This window comes from Chryseobacterium sp. MYb7, from assembly GCF_002979455.1.
Taxonomy (GTDB): Bacteria; Bacteroidota; Bacteroidia; order Flavobacteriales; family Weeksellaceae; genus Chryseobacterium.
On sequence record NZ_PCOU01000007.1, the window covers coordinates 174,528 to 188,393 of the forward strand.

The following is a 13,866-nucleotide window of genomic DNA, read 5'->3' on the forward strand; positions in this document are numbered from 1 at the left end:
ACTCAACTCATAAATTATTTGCTATGGATCATCAGAAATTTGCTCAAATGTGGGTTAATGCATGGAATTCTCATAATTTAGAGGATATACTCACCCATTATTCAGATGATATTGAGATTACAACTCCTATGATTGTTTTGGCTACAGGCGGTAAAGAAAGTTCTTTACAAGGAAAAGAAACTGTTCGTGAATACTGGAGAAAGGCGCTGGATAAATTTCCGGATCTCCATTTTGATCTTATTCATTCTACAGCAGGAGTAGATTCGGTAGCATTATTTTATAAGTCGATTATGGAGAAACATGCTGTTGAAGTCATGTTTTTTAATGAAGATGGAAAAATTAGTAAAATGTGTGCTCATTATGATTAATGGGTAACATACGTAGAAATTGTCACTATTATTAACGATGAAAATTAATCTTAATCAAAATAAGAATTTAAAACTATTTAAAATAATTTCTGAAGCAGCAGAAAGGAATAACCAGTCCGTATATATTGTGGGCGGTTATGTACGTGACCTTCTGATGAACAGAAAAGCTTCCACAGATATAGACTTTGTAACGGAACAAAGCGGTATTGAGCTTGCTCAAAATGTAGCTCAGGATATAGATCCCAAATTAAAGGTTTCCGTATTCAAAACGTATGGTACAGCCATGATCAAGTATAAAGAGCTTGAGCTTGAATTTGTGGGAGCAAGAAAGGAAAGCTACACAGAAAACAGCCGAAAACCTGAAGTGGAGGGCGGAAGCCTGGAAGATGACCAGAAAAGAAGAGATTTCACCATCAATGCGATGGCTATTTCTTTAAATAAAGATAATTTCGGAGAATTGATTGATCCTTTTAATGGGATTGAAGATCTTGAAAAAGAAATCTTAAGAACTCCTTTAGAACCTGCTCAGACCTATTCTGATGATCCATTGAGGATGATGAGAGCGGTACGTTTTGCGTCAACTTTAAATTTTAAAATTGAGGAAAACTCTCTGCTGGCTATTCAACAGGAAGCAGAAAGAATCAAGATTGTTTCTATGGAAAGAATCATGGTAGAATTCAATAAAATCATGCTTTCTGAGAAACCTTCTGTAGGATTAAGGCTGATGGAACAAACCGGTCTTATGAAATTGATTATTCCAGAGCTGATTGAACTGAAAGGAGTGGAAGAAGTAGAGGGACAAACACACAAGGATAACTTTTACCATACTTTAGAAGTTGTAGATAATATTTCCGTAAATACGGATAATCTTTGGCTTCGTTGGGCTGCCCTACTCCATGATATTGGAAAAGCACCTACAAAAAAGTTTGTGGAAGGAACAGGATGGACATTTCATGGGCATGAATTTTTGGGTTCAAAAATGGTAAAAACCCTTTTCCAGAAATTGAAACTGCCTTTGGGAAGTGATATGAAGTATGTTCAGAAAATGGTGAAGCTTTCATCAAGACCCATTGCTCTGATCACTGATGATGCTTCAGATGCTGCGTTGAGAAGACTTTTATTTGATGCCGGAGAAAACCTTGAAGATCTTTTTACCCTTTGTAAGGCGGATATTACCACTAAAAACTCTAAAAAACAGGAGAAATTCAAAAGAAACTTTGAATATGTAGCGGTAAAAATCAAAGAAGTAGAAGAAAAGGATCAGGTAAGAAACTTCCAGCCACCTATTACCGGAGAAGAGATTATGGAAATGTTTCATCTTAAACCAGGTCGTGAAATTGGTATTCTGAAAGAGAAAGTAAAAGAAGCCATTTTGGAAGGTGAAATTCCTAATGAAAAAGAAGAAGCCACAAAATTTGTCATTGCCGAAGCTGAGAAACTGGGATTAACTATCTGATTCAACAGATAAATAATAAAATATAAAAGCCCGGCGGGATGTTCCATCCCGCCGGGCTTTTTCTATACCCTATAAAACAAAGCCGGCCGGCTTCAAAAGAAACCGACCGGAAAAAAACACAAATGATGAAAAAATAAAAAATTATATTTTTAGAAGTATAAATTATTATGGGTTTAGGAAAGTTCCGTTAGCACCAAGACCTCCTGTTTTAACAGATCCCATTTTGTTCCCTGTAGATGCTGAATATATTACCATCTCGCTTTCTGCTGTAAATTGGTGAACATCAGATGCAAAGATTCTTCCGTCAATAACGTTAAATCCGTAAAGCGTAAAATACGGTCCGCCATCTGCAGCTGTTAACAATGGAGTTGTAGGAACTGTTGGAGTAGCTAAACCTGTTGTATATACTTTATTTCCAGAGCTGAAATAGATTTTATCGTTATCAATCTGAAGGTTGGTAGCATTTGGAATTCCTGTCAGTGTAACTACCGGCGTCATAGCTCCTGTGCTTGAAATCTTATAAATGTAAGAATCTGCAGTTGTTGAAGAAACTGTGTAAACATTTGATTTGTATGAAATAGTACTGTTAATCTTTCCATTCGGAACCGTAATTTCAGTCTTGCTGTCGTTGGAAGTATTGATATAAGTAATCATATTTCCAAATCCTGATGTAGCATTCTGTACAAAAACATTTCCACCTGCTTCCACTGTTTTATCAGCTCCGCCTGTCATGGTAATTTTGCTTACAAATGAATTGTCAGAAACTTTATATTTCGTTACACTTGTTGCATTCGTAGAGAAATTCAGGTTGGCAACATAGATAAAGTCATTCGCAAAAGTAATTCCTCTTGGATTATCAATCTGGTCAGTAATTACAGCTAATCTTTTGAATGTAAAACGGTCTACGACAACAATTTTGTTTGAGTTGTTGATGACAAGATAAGCCTTGTTTCCGTTAAGACCAATGGTCTGAAGAACATCACCAAGGATCTCTTTATTGTTGTTATATCCATATATATCGTCCTGCTTCATGCTTAAATCTCTTGTCAGGAATGTTACTTTTGCACCCTGACTGTTGAAGTTACCTTCATTAGCGATAAAATATCCGTTCTGATAAGTAATCGGAGAGATTTCAAACTCCTGAGAATCGCTTGTACATGAAGAAATGTTAAACAATAACACCACTGCAAATAGGACAGTTAAAAGTTTAGTTAATTTCATAATTTATTCAATTTTAATTTTTAAAAATTTATTGCTGCATACACACTATAATTTCTTTTGGGTAAAGGATAAAAAGAAACTGTTTTATAGTAAGTATCCGTAAGATTATTCACTTTAAACCCTAAGGTATATTTTTTTGCCAACGTTGCAGAAACGCCCATATTTAAAAGAAAATAAGGATCTATAGCATCTGATCTCTTTTCATCACTTGTGGTATAGGTAACCCCATTCAACAGTGCCTGAGCAAAAAATTTAAAGAAACCATATTCGTAATCTACATTCACATTTCCTCTGTGCATAGGAACGTAAGGTCTCTGCATCTTCGTTTCTTTGTCAATAGATTTTGCGTAGTAATACCCGGCATTCGCGCGGATTTTATGATTTCCCAGCTGTTTACTGAAAGACAACTGAGATTCCAATCCGTAAGATTCTGATTTATTGACATTGAATGCCTGCCAGTAGCCCAAAGCAGTTGGAAGCCATACAATAAGATCTGTCACATCAATATAATAAGGAGACAAAGTAAGTTTAAAATCTCCCACTTTAAACTCGTTCGTCATATCTATCTGAGTAGAAGTTTCCGGTCTCAAATCTTTATTTCCTCCCGGTTCATAATAAATATCATTGAAGGACGGAAATCTGAAGTTTTTTGAAACATTCACGCTTACATCATACCATTTTAAAGCACTCCATTTTCCGGAGAAAGAATACATCAACGGTGAGTTTACATTTTCCACAAAATCTTTCTTGAATCCACCCTCAAAACGAAGGTCTTTCGTTGCAAAATACCTCAACAATCCTGATATTGAGCCAACATTTCTGCTGACACTGGAGATTCCGCTCTGGTATCCTTCTCCTTTATTGATCTGAAATTCTCCGATGATATTAAAATTCCATTTTGAATTCAGGAAATAATTGAAATCATTTTTAAAGATATAATTCTTCCCTGTTCCGCCACTGGATTTAGGTAAATTTAAAGAACCAAAATACTGAAAATTCTCTTCCGTATAAGCTGCTTTAAGGGAATTGCTGAACTTCGCTTTGTTCCAGTCCCAGGAAAGAAGGCTTCTTACACTTTGAGTCTTATATTTCGTTTTTGTTCCTGTTTCTTCATACACGGGATAGTGTTGTGAAGAATCAAAAAACTGGCTCTGCCACGAAATTTTATGATCGTTCGTTATTTTATAGGATGTTCCTACATTGAATGTTGTATTGTAATAATTTCCGTTTCTGTTGATGTAATTCAGATCACTTACTTCATAATTATTTTCACTTACAGAATAATTTCCGGAAGCTTTAAAACTGAACTTATCATTGCTGTAAGAACCTTTTACAAAATTATTATAGGTATTAAATGAAGCAACTTCTGAAAATAATGAACCATGGAACCCTTTGTTAAAATCAAGGGTATTATTCAGGTGGATACTTCCTCCGATAGCACCACTTCCATATATGACACTTCCTCCGCCGGCTTTTATTCCGATCTGATCGTAGCCAAACAAGGCAATATTATTGATATCTCCCTGCCCTAAAAAGTTGGAATTGATATTGATTCCGTTCCACACAAAAGCAGTCTGCTGTGCAGTAGTTCCTCTGAAAGATGGTGAAGAAACAGCACCACGGCCATTTTCTTTGATAAAAACCTGCGACTGAAATCTTAGGAGTTCAGAAAGATTACTGGAGTTTTTCTCAGCATCTTCTGCTGAAATTGTTTTTACAGGATGAAAAAGCTTCACCCTATTCATCTGGTTGTCGAAGACAAAAATAGTATCGATGGCTTTCTCTTGTCCAAAAAGAAAACAGCCATATGATGAAAAAAGCAGTACTAAAGATCTTTTTATATCCATACTTTTTTACTTTTCCTCCGAAAGCAATATGTTTTTTAAAATTATAATTCTGGCAGGTCTCCTGACTTTCGCATTCTGCTCCTTCCCGTTTTAATACAGTGGCTTTTTGCAGAAACTTTTGTTGCGATTTACAGTTGCGGGGACAGTCCGGGAGTTACACCCGATTCCCTTTTCATTCCAAAATACTGGAAACCAAAATTTTTGCAAAGATAGTTTTTTATATGTATTCGCCAAAAAACCAGCCTACGCTTAAAAAAACCTATCTTTTTAATTCAGCAGATAAAAAAGAACAGCCGCTTTCAATATTGAAAACGGCCATTCATCCCACTACTTTACTATTTATATATGTTATTTTTTAATAAACTTATAGTTCTCCTGCTTTCCTCCTTTCACAGAATATTGCAGAATATAATCTCCTTTTGACAAGGATGAAACATCAATCTGCTCTTCTACAGTATTGAATGTTTTCACCCTTTGTCCAACCAAATTATAAATTTCAGCTTTCTCTATTTTTCCTTTTCCTTTAAAATATAATATATCAGCTACCGGATTAGGATAAATACCGATATTATCTTTCTCTTTTACAGCATCGTTCACTGATAAAAACCCTGTAATATCCAGATAAAAAGCGATCATTTGACCTGAAGCATTCGTCCCTGTTCCGGCAATTTTCTTTCCGTCCTGTGAAATGGCCAAAGGAAGTCCCATTGTCACTCCATTGGTTGCAATTCCTAAGGATACGGCATAATCATTCAGATTAATCCTTCCGGTAGATGAATTCCAGATAAATCCTTCTCCCGACATAGGAGGAGCTCCGAATGCTCTGTAAAATCCAATCACCGTTTTCCCGTCAGCCGAAATCCCTGTTGCTCCTCCTTTGAAGCTGAATGAGGCATTAGGATGCGTTATATAAGTAAGTCCATTCACAGCATTCCATACATAGGGATTAGGATTTGCTGCTCCTATGATGATATTTCCGTCTGCAGAAATTCCGCCTGCTTCTCCTACATTATTTCCGTTATTATCTGTGATAAAACTTTCTACTCCGTCCTGCCATTTTGCACCGCTTCTGGTACCTGTCGGTTCATCCTGCCAACCCACAATTACTGTTCCTGTCGCATTGATGGCATTGGCTCTTGAGCTACGTCCGGGAACCATACTTCCCAAATCTACCATTCCGCTGGCTTCATCCCATTTTACAGCGTGTGCATTTGCTGCGGTAAGAAAGCCCAGACCTACAATAGTATTTCCATTAGTAGTCATTCCCCAGGTAGAGCTTACACTTCCGTCCCATCCGGTAGGAACAAGCCCGCCTCTGTTTACCCAGGTAGAAGTAGTTACATCATAAGTTGATATTTCATTGAATCCCGTTGCTGCATTCGTAACGGAAGAAGAGATTTTGGTTCCGTCATTCGAAACAATTGTTCTTCCGGCAGCCGGATATCCATTTGATATTGAACCTATCTGTACAAGTCCTCCGGCAGCATCCCATTTGTAAACTCCTCCGGCACTTGTATGCATACTTACCACTCCATTATCCGAAACTGCTCCTACATTATAATTTCCTAAACCTATTACAGTAAGCTGAGCTTCCGCAATACTAAAATTCAGGAAAAAACAAGCGGTCAATATTTTCATTGACATTCTGTAAAAATTTTTCATATTTTATTATATTTAGGCTTTCGAATTGGTGAAAACAATATTAATACAATATTCACCCTGCTAAAAGAAATAGACTTTCATAATTCGTGAATTTCAAAAGAATTTAATTTTTAAAACACTAATAAACAACAACATAAGAATAAACGTTTTGAATATGGATTTTACCGGAACTATTCAAAAAAACACAAAAAACAAATTATTTACTCATCAATTATTTCACCATAACAGAAGAATCCTACTGTTTGTTTTCATTTTCAGCTCTCTTTTTATCAGTGGGCAGTCTGGCCCGGACTTTACTATTTTAGCCGATAAGGCATTTCTGAAACTCTATCAGAACTCTGATGAAAGTATAAGTTATACTCAGGGAATTCTCGTGAGTGATCAGAATACGGAACATAAAATGGTTCTCCAAAACATCATTTCACAAGCCTATGCCATGAAGGGTGATTATGTACAATCCGTGAATATTTTTGCTCAAAATGAAGATACTGATCAGAAAACCGGACTTTCTTATTTTATACAGATCTTCAGTGGTTATAATCTTGCGGATCAATATCAAAACTTAGGCTTGTATAATCAGTCCAAAAGAATCATCAGTCATCTTTTATCTGATCAGAAACTTCTTAAAAGCACTGATCCGGCTTTGAGAATTACCACTGCAAAATTGTACCAGCTTCAGGCTTTGAATTCAGGGATCAACAGAGATTATCCTATAGCATTACAAAATCTGGATAAAAGCAATCAATACCTCAGCGATCATAATGAAGAGAACAAAATTTTAAAAATAGAAAACAAAATTTTCCGGGCTTCTTATTTGCTGAAACAAAATAAACTAACGGAATATAAAACATTTATAGACAGTATCATTTCAGATCTTGAACATTGGAAAAGCAAACCTTTTCTTCTAGGATTGGCTTACGAAAATCTTTCCCAATATTATTTTCTGAAACAGGATTATACAACAGCCATTGAAAAGCTGGAAAGCGGACTTACATTAGTTGAAAACCTGCCTTTTAACAATTTAAAAATTAAAATTTTCGAATCACTCTCCCGTAACTATTACGCGGTTCATAATGATGAAAAATACCATCAGTACAATAAACTTCACAATGATTTAAAAGCAAAAACGGATTCAAGTTCGAAAGAAGGCATACGATACCTTGTAAAACTTGTTGAAACCAATCAGAATAAAAATATTGAATTCCAAAAGCATATACTTACCAGATCAACATGGTTTTTGACTCTCGTTTTGTCATTGATTGTTATAGGTCTGTTTATTTATTTTCTAATTATTAAAAGCAAAAATAAAGAGTTAAAAAAGCAGTTTGATTTCTTTGAAAAACAGATCAACCAGAAACCTCAACCTGTCATCTTAAACAAAACAAATACAGCAATTAAAGATTCCAGCTCTACAAAGATATCAAGGGAAAAAGAAGAGGAAATACTCCAAAAATTAGAAGAATTTGAAAAATCCGACCGATATCTGAATAAAAACATGTCTCTTTCTTTACTTTCTTCTCAAATGGAAATTAATACAAAATATCTTTCGGAAGTGATCAATAATAAGGAGAAAAATTTCAACGGATATATTAATAAGCTCAGGATTAATCATATTGTACAGCTATTAAGAGAGGATTCTACTTTTCTTAATTATAAAGTGAGTTATCTCGCAGAATATTCCGGTTTTTCGTCGCACAGCGCATTTACAACTGTTTTCAAATCTGTTACCGGAATGTCTCCCAATGTTTATATTCAGGAAATCAGTAAAACTAAAGCCGTATGAAACCATTTTTAAAGATAGTACCCTTATTCCTTTTATTCTTTTGCACCTTCACGAAAGCTCAAAAGACACCAGACAGCGTCTTAATAAAAAAAGCTAAACTTGAAATTTATGACAATCCTGATAAGGCCATTAAAATAGGAGAACAGTTATTAAAAAATTCTCCTGATGTAAAGACCTCTATTAATCTTTATATGCTTCTTTCCACGGCCAATATTGCTAAAAGAAACTTTGATAAATCATTAAAATATATTTTGAAAGCGAAAGAACTTTCCCAGAAAACGAATGATCCCAAGAGCCAGGCCGGAGTTCTTATCTCAGTCGCTATCCAGTATCAGCAAATGGAACTTTTCAGCAAATGCCTTGAAACACTGAATGAAGCAGATCAGTATATTGCAAAAATTCCGGAGAAGAATCCTGAAAAATATATTGAAACTGCGGCAAGCTATGCAATAAAAGGAATGGTTTATAAAAGCCAGTCAAATTCAGAAATTGCTTTGGAAAAGTTTCTCATTTCGATACAAAATTATGATAAAGTTCCCGTCAAGAAAACCACCTATTCCAATATGAGTGTGGTGTACTACAATATAGGCTATTGTTATCTTAATCTCAATCAAATTGATAAGGCACAAGAAGCTTTTTCACAGTCTATCAACTATGCCAGAAAGAATTATGCTAAAAGTCTGGAAGCATTTGCCTTGAAAGGAATTTCTGAAATACACAAACAAAGACATGAAAATCAATCTGCCATAAACCTATTATTAAAAGCTGAAAACCTTTGTAAAAACACGGGAGATATCATCCTGAATGAAGGACTTTACAAAGAACTGGCTGAAAATTATCTTGCGATGGGACAGCAGAATCTCTATCAGCAGTATAATAAAAAGTCCTTAGAAATGCGCTTTAAAAGAAAGCAGAATGAACTGAAATCTATTAATCAGGTAATTGATAACCATAATAAAGAAACCGCTTTAAAAAGTGAAAAGCTGAAGTCTTATTATCGCTACATTAAAATGGGTTCTGTGCTGCTGGGAAGTATTTTGATCGTTATTCTTTTATATTTTATTGTCAAAATAAAAAAACAAAATAAAAAGTTTCATAAAGAGATTCAGCAAATGATACGAAACCAATAAGCTTTGAAAACAAAAAACATCCCAAATTGGGATGTTTTTTTATACTAGATCCGTTTAAACTTATCAAAAAAATATTTGTCAAACCATTAAGGATAATTTAAGAAATAAAGTATAGTTAAGATAAATCATTCTGATTTTTAAGCTTAAAACGGAGCTTATCTTAATACTCTTAACCCTTAATACAAGCTTAATGGTTCCAAAAATTTTTAAACAGAGTTTTGTTCTATAATCTTTAATTATCTGCCAATAACTTCCGTAATCGGGTTTCCTACATTTCCACTTGGGAACTGAATTTTCAATAAAGAAGATACTGTAGGCGCAATATCTGTCATGTGATATTCTTTGTTGCTTTCTCCCTGTTTTACTCCCCACCCCATAAAGATTAATGGAATATGAGAATCATAAGAGTTCCAAACGCTGTGTGTAGTTCCTGTTTTAGAATATGGAGGAAGCATAGAATCGTGAGAAATTAACTGGATATCTCCACTTCTCTGTCTGTTGATTCCATTAATAATTCTTTGTTTGATGGGCTCCGGAATGCTTGACTCCTGTACTTTGTCTACAGAAACAGCATATAAAACCGTAGGATCTTTCTCAATTTCTTTTACCGCAAAGTTTCTTACATCATCCAGTTCAAGCTTACTGTCTGCTAACACTTTTCTATCGAAATAAATCTGATAGTTATCAATAGCATTGATCAATTTATCAGCTCCAAATTTCTCTTTCAGCTTCTGGTTCAGATTCTTTTCTGCATCTTCACCGAAGAAACCTGTCGGAATTTTATGTTCTTTAAGGAATCCTACAGAATGTGCTCCTCCATGGTCCGCAGAAAGGAAAACAGTATACTCACCTTTTCCTACTTTTGAATCAAGGTATTTGAAAAATTCTGCTAAATCCTGATCTAATCTGATGTAAACATCCTCTACTTCAATAGAATTCGGTCCGAATTTATGCCCGGCATAATCTGTAGATGCTAGGTTGATAGCTAAGAAGTCTGTAATATTATCTCCACCCAGTTTTTCACCTTCTACAGAAGCTTCTGCCAACTTTAATGTCAGTGTATTTCCGAAAGGCGTATAACGGATATTGTCTTTTTTAGTCTGATAATCCTTTGCTAAATTGCTGTAAGGGAATGTAGGTGTCTTTGCACTTCCCAAGAGACCTTCCCAGGAGGAATTGTCCGGTGCACTTTCTGTATATTCGTTGATCGGAAGTAAAGTATTCCAACCGTTGGCTACTAGTTTTTCAGGAAGATTCTGAGAATTAAATGATTTTACCCACTGAGGAAGGTCATTCATATACCATGTACTGGTAATGAAATTTCCTGTACTGTCATCAAACCAGAATGCTCCGTTTGGAGTATGTCCTGCAGGAAGAATAGATGCACGGTCTTTCAAAGAAACCCCTACTACTTTCCCCTGGAAGTTGGTTGCCAGTCTCAATTCGTCAGTTACTGTGGTCGACCAAAGATTTTTCGGAGAGTGGCTTCCGATTTTTGTATTGGTAGTTCCTACGGGCTGAACGCTTTCATCCGCAGTACAATAAACCCCTTTACCAGTTTCTTTATCCGTCCAGTCGTTTCCTGCAATCCCGTGAATAGCCGGAACCGATCCTGTATAGATACATGTATGTCCCAAAGCTGTAATGGTAGGTACATAAGGAATATGTACGTTATTCAAAGAGTATCCCGTATTCAAAAGTCTTTTGAAACCATCATTCCCATACTTACTATAAAAACGGTACAAATAGTCCCAACGCATCTGGTCTACTACCAGACCTACGACTAATTTGGGTCTTTCCAGTTGGGTATTTCTGTTCTTCTGCGCATTGATTGTAACTACGGACAATAAAGTAGCTGCCGCAATTGAAATGTTCCTAAGCATCCAAGTAAATTTTTATTGCCAACAAATTTAAGGGTTTTGAAAGTTTTGGAGTGTGAAATTTTATTTAATTTTGATTATTCTACAATTCATCAATCAATCTGCTATGATTCTAGGCGTATACTGGTATTTTAAATTTCCGGATCAATTATATGACTTTCAGTTTTTCAAGTTTTATCCGGGATTTGGTGGGCATGCCGATAATCCTGCTGAGCTGGCTGCAAGAATTCAAATTGAAAATAAAGATAATTTTATTGAAAAGCTGGAAGAACTTAAAACTCATTGTAAAGAAACCTATTTACATATAAATATCAATGAAAACCAACTGATCATCAATATTGGAGACTATATGCTTTTTGATTTTCATTTTCAATTTGCCTTAGAGATCGAAAAGCTTATGATCCGTGAAAATGCAGTATTAGTAGATTCAAGCCTTCCTTTTGCCATTCAATCCAGCAAAAGCTATAGTCCGGAAAAAGAAGAATTCAAAAGTATTGAGCATCGTTTTATTCAAATGGTAAGTTCTGATTTCAGGAAAAGCAATGCTGAAAACTATTCTGTCAGAATTGATTGTAACTTACCTTTAAAGAATAAAAAAGAGTTGATTCACGATCTGATTCAAATCTGCAGAGAAGAAAATATCCATGTATTTTACTATAATGACTTCGAATTTAAAGACCATTGTAATCTGATGCTTTTTTTCAGTAATGGCAGACAGAAGAAAGATTCTGTTCAAAAGGTGAATATCAATTCTTTTGGAACTAAAGTAAGGCAGCTCACTCAGAAATATCCTCTTCATTTCGGTCATTTTGGAACCTTCAAAGAGTACCCTTTACAGGGTCCCAATGTAGAACTGATGTTGGATGAAGAATATATTGTAAACAAAAAATAAAACCCTTTTAATTGAATATTATGATCAAATTCAAATATGTTATTCTGTATGTGGAAGATGTAGAGCAATCCATGAATTTTTATAAAAACACTTTCGATTCCGAAATAAAATTCATCACCCCCGAAAAGGATTATGGTGAACTGCTGACCGGAGAAACGAGCCTGTCATTCGCCTCTGTCAGTCTTGCAAATTCCAATATAAAAAAAGGATTTATAACAGCAAAAACACAAGACCAGCCTTTCGGAATAGAACTGGGATTTACCACAGATAATGTAGAAGCTTTGGTAGAAAAAGCAATTAAAAACGGAGCTGTTCTTTATGAAAATATTGCAGTAAAACCATGGGGACAGAAAACAGCTTATATCAAAGATCCCAACAATTATCTGGTAGAAATCTGTACAGAAATCCAATAACCTTAAAATATATAATGTGGAAATAAGAAAACTACAAAAATTGTCTTCTAACCCAAATGTAAACTGGGGACTTAATGGCTATACAACAGAAATTATCTATTCGGTTTCCTCTATTGAATTTGGAGGTTCTTTTGAATTCATTTTAAAGGAAAAGTCTTTACCTTATACCAAAATCTGGGAAACAACTTCTGAAGATCTGGAAGACCTCAATACCATTATTGAACAGGAAAATTCTTTCGGTTCTTATGTAAATGAAGAGCTTGCAGGCTGGATTATTTGCGAACACAGGACGTGGAACAACAGTTTTTATATTGAAAATATTCTGATCGATGAAAAACACAGACGGGAGGGAATCGGTATTATGCTGATTAAAAATGCCATTAAAGAAGCAAGAAGATTAAACTGCAGGGTTATTGAACTGGAGACCCAAAACACCAACTACCCTGCCATACAATTTTACAGAAGAATGGGATTCAATATTACCGGACTGAATACAAGGCTTTACAGTAATTCAGAGGAACTCGCTCTTTTTATGACCTTAGATATGGAATAAATTAATCATAAAATAAGTATTATAATAAACTCATCTACTCTTTATTAATTAGAACACTTGCTGGTGTGCTAATTTTTCTATACATTAGTAATCAACAAATTAAAACATGATTACTATGAAAAATTTAAAAAAGCTAAAAAGAAATCAGCTAGTCCTGATCAGTGGTGGTGACACTCCGTACGCAGTATGTGATATGGATGGAAATTGTCCGCCAACTATAGGTTCTTACTACTGCAGTGACGGTACCTGTTATAGAGTTTCCGGCGGTGGCGGTGGCAACCCGGGATGTAATGAACCAATGCGTCTGTGCCAGGAATGGGAAACGGGCTGTGGGTGCGTTTATATGTAAAAAATATTTGTTAGATAAAATTTTGTTGAGGGCGGTTATTACCGCTCTTTTTTATTAAATTTTAATATAGTTTTCAATGCAAGTCACCCGATCGGGTGACTTTTTTAATGATAAATATCCTTTAAGTATTCATAAAATAATACGACAGGTTTTGTCGTGACACATAGATAATTTTGCATTACAATAAGATAAATTTTAATATAAAATAAAGTGAATTCAATTATTAATAGTATGATTTAAAGCATACCACATTAATTCAATTTTCACGTCTTAAAAAGTGTTAAATTTGCGCGGTTTTTAAAACTAATTATT

General features: G+C 35.0%; 12 protein-coding genes and 1 riboswitch. Of the genes, 8 read left to right on the forward strand and 4 right to left on the reverse strand.

Going from position 1 to position 13,866, the window contains the following annotated elements; all coding sequences use genetic code 11:
* The first annotated feature begins 23 nt into the window (after nucleotides 1-23).
* Together CQ046_RS08200 and CQ046_RS08205 are read left to right on the forward strand one after the other, a co-directional pair.
* Nucleotides 24-368 (forward strand): nuclear transport factor 2 family protein, encoded by a 345-nt coding sequence (locus tag CQ046_RS08200; protein ID WP_105701789.1) that lies wholly within the window; start codon nucleotides 24-26, stop codon nucleotides 366-368.
* A gap of 37 nt (nucleotides 369-405) precedes the next feature.
* Nucleotides 406-1,824, forward strand: a complete 1,419-nt coding sequence (locus tag CQ046_RS08205) for a CCA tRNA nucleotidyltransferase (RefSeq protein ID WP_105701790.1) — start codon at nucleotides 406-408, stop codon at nucleotides 1,822-1,824.
* A 165-nt stretch (nucleotides 1,825-1,989) separates the two neighbouring features.
* Here the strand turns inward: CQ046_RS08205 and CQ046_RS08210 are convergent, their stop codons facing one another.
* From CQ046_RS08210 to CQ046_RS08220, 3 genes are all read right to left on the reverse strand, one after another.
* Complete coding sequence (locus CQ046_RS08210) at nucleotides 1,990-3,045, reverse strand: YncE family protein (protein ID WP_105701791.1); 1,056 nt, start codon at nucleotides 3,043-3,045, stop codon at nucleotides 1,990-1,992.
* A gap of 20 nt (nucleotides 3,046-3,065) precedes the next feature.
* Entirely contained in the window at nucleotides 3,066-4,892 is a 1,827-nt protein-coding gene (locus CQ046_RS08215) for a TonB-dependent receptor plug domain-containing protein (protein ID WP_105701792.1), read from the reverse strand.
* 33 nt (nucleotides 4,893-4,925) lie between these two features.
* Nucleotides 4,926-5,104: riboswitch (cobalamin riboswitch) on the reverse strand.
* Between the two features lie 136 nt (nucleotides 5,105-5,240).
* Complete coding sequence (locus CQ046_RS08220) at nucleotides 5,241-6,554, reverse strand: T9SS type A sorting domain-containing protein (protein ID WP_105701793.1); 1,314 nt, start codon at nucleotides 6,552-6,554, stop codon at nucleotides 5,241-5,243.
* Nucleotides 6,555-6,708: 154 nt separating this feature from the next.
* Here CQ046_RS08220 and CQ046_RS08225 point away from each other — a divergent pair, with 154 nt between their 5' ends.
* Together CQ046_RS08225 and CQ046_RS08230 are read left to right on the forward strand one after the other, a co-directional pair.
* The gene (locus tag CQ046_RS08225; RefSeq protein WP_105701794.1) at nucleotides 6,709-8,337 is read left to right on the forward strand and encodes a helix-turn-helix domain-containing protein; all 1,629 of its coding nucleotides are present in this window, start codon (nucleotides 6,709-6,711) and stop codon (nucleotides 8,335-8,337) included.
* Nucleotides 8,334-9,467, forward strand: coding sequence for a tetratricopeptide repeat protein (locus CQ046_RS08230; RefSeq protein ID WP_105701795.1), 1,134 nt, complete (start codon nucleotides 8,334-8,336; stop codon nucleotides 9,465-9,467). The genes CQ046_RS08225 and CQ046_RS08230 overlap by 4 nt, the downstream gene beginning before the upstream one ends.
* Nucleotides 9,468-9,703: 236 nt before the next feature.
* On the opposite strand, the gene pafA is transcribed toward CQ046_RS08230, so the two are convergent.
* Entirely contained in the window at nucleotides 9,704-11,350 is a 1,647-nt protein-coding gene (pafA, locus tag CQ046_RS08235) for an alkaline phosphatase PafA (protein ID WP_105701796.1), read from the reverse strand.
* Between the two features lie 103 nt (nucleotides 11,351-11,453).
* Between pafA and CQ046_RS08240 the strand changes: the two genes are divergently transcribed.
* The 4 genes from CQ046_RS08240 to CQ046_RS08255 all read left to right on the forward strand — a co-directional run bounded on the left by CQ046_RS08240 (nucleotide 11,454) and on the right by CQ046_RS08255 (nucleotide 13,554).
* On the forward strand, nucleotides 11,454-12,239 hold the full coding sequence (locus CQ046_RS08240; RefSeq protein WP_105701797.1) for a hypothetical protein: 786 nt from the start codon (nucleotides 11,454-11,456) through the stop codon (nucleotides 12,237-12,239).
* 20 nt (nucleotides 12,240-12,259) lie between these two features.
* Entirely contained in the window at nucleotides 12,260-12,652 is a 393-nt protein-coding gene (locus tag CQ046_RS08245; RefSeq protein ID WP_105701798.1) for a VOC family protein, read from the forward strand.
* A 16-nt stretch (nucleotides 12,653-12,668) separates the two neighbouring features.
* On the forward strand, nucleotides 12,669-13,205 hold the full coding sequence (locus CQ046_RS08250; protein ID WP_105701799.1) for a GNAT family N-acetyltransferase: 537 nt from the start codon (nucleotides 12,669-12,671) through the stop codon (nucleotides 13,203-13,205).
* Between the two features lie 115 nt (nucleotides 13,206-13,320).
* On the forward strand, nucleotides 13,321-13,554 hold the full coding sequence (locus CQ046_RS08255; protein WP_105701808.1) for a hypothetical protein: 234 nt from the start codon (nucleotides 13,321-13,323) through the stop codon (nucleotides 13,552-13,554).
* The last annotated feature ends 312 nt before the right edge of the window (nucleotides 13,555-13,866 follow it).

Bases quoted from the DNA above. Each gene is read 5' to 3' on its own strand.
- CQ046_RS08230 (WP_105701795.1), top strand. From the start codon at position 8,334: ATGAAACCATTTTTAAAGATAGTACCCTTATTCCTTTTATTCTTTTGC.
- CQ046_RS08245 (WP_105701798.1), top strand. From the start codon at position 12,260: ATGATCAAATTCAAATATGTTATTCTGTATGTGGAAGATGTAGAGCAA.
- CQ046_RS08205 (WP_105701790.1), top strand. From the start codon at position 406: ATGAAAATTAATCTTAATCAAAATAAGAATTTAAAACTATTTAAAATA.
- CQ046_RS08210 (WP_105701791.1), bottom strand. From the start codon at position 3,045: ATGAAATTAACTAAACTTTTAACTGTCCTATTTGCAGTGGTGTTATTG.
- CQ046_RS08225 (WP_105701794.1), top strand. From the start codon at position 6,709: ATGGATTTTACCGGAACTATTCAAAAAAACACAAAAAACAAATTATTT.
- CQ046_RS08200 (WP_105701789.1), top strand. From the start codon at position 24: ATGGATCATCAGAAATTTGCTCAAATGTGGGTTAATGCATGGAATTCT.
- CQ046_RS08215 (WP_105701792.1), bottom strand. From the start codon at position 4,892: ATGGATATAAAAAGATCTTTAGTACTGCTTTTTTCATCATATGGCTGT.
- CQ046_RS08240 (WP_105701797.1), top strand. From the start codon at position 11,454: ATGATTCTAGGCGTATACTGGTATTTTAAATTTCCGGATCAATTATAT.
- CQ046_RS08255 (WP_105701808.1), top strand. From the start codon at position 13,321: ATGAAAAATTTAAAAAAGCTAAAAAGAAATCAGCTAGTCCTGATCAGT.
- CQ046_RS08220 (WP_105701793.1), bottom strand. From the start codon at position 6,554: ATGAAAAATTTTTACAGAATGTCAATGAAAATATTGACCGCTTGTTTT.
- pafA (WP_105701796.1), bottom strand. From the start codon at position 11,350: ATGCTTAGGAACATTTCAATTGCGGCAGCTACTTTATTGTCCGTAGTT.